Origin of the sequence: Candidatus Cardinium hertigii (assembly GCF_050864855.1) — a bacterium.
In the GTDB taxonomy this organism is placed as follows: Bacteria; Bacteroidota; Bacteroidia; order Cytophagales; family Amoebophilaceae; genus Cardinium; species Cardinium hertigii_C.
Genome location: NZ_JBOZWW010000005.1, coordinates 1 through 4,255 on the forward strand (window position 1 = coordinate 1; position 4,255 = coordinate 4,255).

At 34.9% G+C, this 4,255-nt stretch carries 2 protein-coding genes and 1 pseudogene; 1 reads left to right on the forward strand and 2 read right to left on the reverse strand.

The features are described 5' to 3' along the window. The first annotated feature begins 27 nt into the window (after positions 1–27). Positions 28–1,002, forward strand: a complete 975-nt coding sequence (locus ACRRVB_RS00320) for a transposase (protein ID WP_432466043.1) — start codon at positions 28–30, stop codon at positions 1,000–1,002. A 387-nt stretch (positions 1,003–1,389) separates the two neighbouring features. Here the strand turns inward: ACRRVB_RS00320 and ACRRVB_RS00325 are convergent. Both ACRRVB_RS00325 and ltrA read right to left on the reverse strand, forming a co-directional pair. After that, positions 1,390–2,046 (reverse strand): annotated as a pseudogene (locus ACRRVB_RS00325) (Rpn family recombination-promoting nuclease/putative transposase); the annotation flags it as partial. 83 nt (positions 2,047–2,129) lie between these two features. After that, positions 2,130–3,809: a group II intron reverse transcriptase/maturase gene (ltrA, locus tag ACRRVB_RS00330; RefSeq protein ID WP_432466044.1), complete on the reverse strand. Its 1,680-nt coding sequence runs from the start codon at positions 3,807–3,809 to the stop codon at positions 2,130–2,132. Positions 3,810–4,255: the final 446 nt, after the last annotated feature.

Here is a 4,255-nt window from a genome sequence, read left to right on the forward strand (position 1 = left end):
ATTAATTTAATATAAATATCTAACAATATGGAATATATAGGTATCGATATAGCAAAAAGTAGTTTTGTAGCTGCTTTCCCTAAAGATCAAGGATATACTACATGTACATATAAGAATGATCGTATTGACATTGAGATCTTTTTGGGTCAACTTGATAAATCATTGCATCACTGTGTGTTAGAAGCCAGTGGCAAGTATGGTTCTTTATTAGTAGAGATGCTTCTAGAATCTGACCTATCTGTTTCAGTTATTAATCCTAAGCAAATCAAACACTTTTCTAAAGTAATGCTATGTGTAACGAAGACTGATAAGATAGATGCTCAACTTATTTCGCTGTATGGATCAAAGATGGAGCCTAAACCCTATAAAATGCCTTCAGCAAGTATACAAGCCTTAAAGCAACAAAAAATACTTCTTGCTCAACTCAAGAAGCAACTTACCATGTGCTATAATTTGCTAGAGTCTTTTAACGTATTGCCTAAGGTAGATGCTTTAGCACTAAAAATGCTCAATCAAAATATAGCTTATTTGGAAGAGCAAATAGCACGATTAGAGGAAGAAATGCTTTGTATGACGCAAGAAAACTATAAGGAGCTCTATGAACGCATTCGTTCGATTAAAGGGATTGGCGATAGAACTACTATGGAACTTATTGTTTCCACTGGTGGGGGTAAACACTTTCAAACGGCTAAACAGTTCTCTAAGTACGTTGGGTTAGCTCCTATTTATGAGCATTCAGGCTCATCTGTAAGAAAGAAGGGCCATATCAATCGTCATGGGAACACTGGATTACGTGCTCTGCTCTACATCGCTTCTTGGTCAGCTATACCTTTTAATAAGTCCTGTAAAGCATTTTATGAAAGGTTAAAAGAAAGAGGGAAACCTGGAAAGGTAGCACTGATTGCTGTAGCTAATAAACTCATTAGACAAGTATTTGCTATAATTCGAGACAATACTTTTTATGTAGATGGACATCTATCTAAACTCAAGGTAATCCATTAAAATTGGATTGACTAATCCATAACTATACCTTTGCCGAAATAAAGTCAATTTAGGAACTAAAGTAATTAAAAATTTACCACGAAAAATTTGTCTTTTAACATAGTTCGTTTGGGATTTATTTATTTGATTTACAGTATTTTTAATACAATATTTTATTGGTATTTTTACTAAAACATTGGTTATTTTACTTGATCTTATCAAGGAATTTATAACATAAAAACCTGATAACCAAAATAATTTACATAAATATATTCCTTATACAACTGTTTATAAATAAAATTTATTAAATTTTTTATATTTGATTATCAAATTAAAAAATATTATAATCCGAAACTCACGTTTACAAACTCTTTTTACAAAAATCGCTTAAAAAGTAGATAAATATTATTAAATAGACTGAATATCAGACTTATATAAGCCAGTAACACGTATAATTTTTTCTATTGAATCTCCTTCCTCTAACATAGATTTAGCAATTTCTAGCTTACCTTCTTGCCTACCTTCTTGTCTACCTTCTTGTCTACCTTTTTCTTCTCCTTGTTGTATTAATTTTTCAGCTACAGACATGGCTATTTGTTTTAATTGGGGATTAGATTTTTTTATTGTTTCTAGTAAATCTGGGTTATCGTCTACCTTTAACATGTACAAAAATGCTGTATCCGCATAGCTAATATAACCTTTTTCTAAAAGGTAAACAATTAGGTGTATATGATCAGAAAACCACTGCTTAAAATCTCTATAAATGCCTTGTTTTAGTACCATAGCCGCAAAAGCAGCCTTTTTATAGCTAAGCAATTCATCTTCTGATGTGCTGTACAAGTCTACTAAATGAAAGCTATTGAACATACATGATTTTGCTAACTCAGGATCGGAGAACATAGAAAGTAAACTAGAAGAACCTTTATAGGGATTTTTACCATTGTATACACAGATATTTAATATAACCGGAAGAAGTACGTTCCCGTTCTCTTTTAGATGTTGACGAAGTAATTGAACGTTGTATTCTAGAAACCTTAGAGGCATATACCGATCTTCAGTAGACTGATCGGGTAAGCGGGGTACTTATTTTACCCAACTCCCCAAAGAACCGTGCATACCAGTTACCCGGTACACGGCTCAAGCAATCCCTACGCTACAGCTCGACCTTGTTTACTATGTATTTGCCTATGGCACATCGCATGTAGTAAACTTAGGTTATCTAAATTATTCCTGCCTCCTAATGATCTAGGAATATTATGGTGTATATGTAGTGCTTCGCCATTGTCCAGTTTTTCTATACATACTGGACATTTTCCTTGTTGTTTGCGCCATATTAGACGTTTATTGGTCGTAGTCATAGAATTTTTATTCTTTTGACGGTTTAGCCAATATTGTTTCAACTTAGGATTATCTGGAGATGATATATTTTTCACCATTATATGTCGTCTAATAGGTATCCATGCTAGTTTCTCTAAATAAATCTTAGAGCTTTTGTCTTGAAAAACCCATCGGTCTTTTCTTCCTTTAACTGTTCCATAATATTGGCGTCTATACCAGTACCAATGCTTGTTAGGATGTGTTCTGTAAAGATATCTCTCCTGTCTTTTAAACATCCAGTAGTCTAATCTACTGAATATCTTTTTAGCAGAACTTATTTTGAAGTAGTTGCCCCATCCTGATATCTTTTTATTAAGATTCCGTATGGCATCAACTGTTCTCCATCCAAGTACTTGCATCCAGGTTTGACGTATCTCTTGGCGAAAGTTTGCAATCGATTTCCTTGATGGTTTTATTAGAAGTACTGTACCTCTTTTGGTTCTTTTAGTTTTATACCTTTTAACATTAAAACCTAAGAAATCGAACCCTTCTTCCAAATGTACTATGCGCGTTTTCTCTTCTGATAATGCTAAACCTCTCTTAGCCAACCACCCATTGAGTTTTATTTTAGCTGTTTGGCATTCTGCCTGAGATTTAGAAAATACAACAAGGTCATCGGCATAGCGAACAACGGCGTAGGGACTCTTTGACGTCAGTATGTGATTTTGTGTCAAAACGCCCAACTCTGTTTCCATCCCGTGCAAGGTTATATTGAGCAGTAAAGGACTTATAGGACCCCCCTGTTGTACACCTGTATGCGTCGCTTCAAATTGATCTTTGTAACAGATTCCTGATTTTAGCCACTTTTCAATTTGTTGTCTTGCTGGAAAGCCTTTTAGTTGTTCCATCAGGAATGAATGACTAATATTATCAAACGCTCCTTTGATGTCTGCCTCTAAAACCCATGGTTTCCCTTTACCACTTCTTGCAATACAAAATATTTTCTGTATGGCATCATGTGCGCCTCTGCCTGGTCTGAAGCCATAGCTAGTAGCTTCAAATTTAGCTTCCCAATATGGCTCCAACGCTGTCTGAACTATAACTTGTCTACATCGATCTGTTATTGTAGCTATACCCAGGGGACGAACTTTCCCTTTTTCTTTAGGAATAAACACTCTTTTGACTGGTTGTGCTGTTGGTTGCTTGTGGGCTAGTAAGGATGCGTTTAAGATCTCTCTTGAGCGATTATCCAATACTACTTGCCCATCCATTCCAGGAGTGTTTTTACCGGAATTTTCTGTGGTGACTTTTCTGATGGATTGTACTCTTACTGATTGTGATCGTAAAATCAACTTTTGTAAATTACGTACCTTCTTTAAGTCTCCACTTTCTGTAGCACGATATAAACGTTGTCTTAGGTTGTTAACCACATAGTTTACATGTTTCCATTTTATGGAATGCCATGCCACTGTTTGGTTTTGTTGTGTTACGTTTACCATTTTTTTTGGCATCTAACTTTTCCATAACAATTCACTTCCTTTAACTAATTTTTATCGTAGGATCACCAGGTTTAAGTCTGCACCCTTTCAGGTTGGTCATTTGACCTATCTACCCGGTTATGTATTCCCCGTACCTTTCGGCTGGTAGCTTTCGCTTTTTAAGCCTTCTTCTACCCACTAACGAAATTACATTCGTTAGTGGGCTTAGCATGTTCCACACAAGAAAATTGCATTAAGTAGTCGGTCCTGAAATACTGTATAATTATTTGTTAATCAGCAAATAAATGGTTAAATTTGTATTGGTTAATAACCAGTTTTAGAGTTGTTTTGTATAAAAAGCTTGCAAAATAAGGATGAAATCTAAGAAAATAAATAATAGCCTTGAGCGTTTGTTTGAGCAACGCTTATCTAGTTTTCTTAACCCGAAACATCCTTTATTCCAGTTATCTGATTCGATT

Excerpts from the sequence above, each read along its gene's own strand:
- ltrA (WP_432466044.1), bottom strand. The coding sequence starts at position 3,809 with ATGCCAAAAAAAATGGTAAACGTAACACAACAAAACCAAACAGTGGCA.
- ACRRVB_RS00320 (WP_432466043.1), top strand. The coding sequence starts at position 28 with ATGGAATATATAGGTATCGATATAGCAAAAAGTAGTTTTGTAGCTGCT.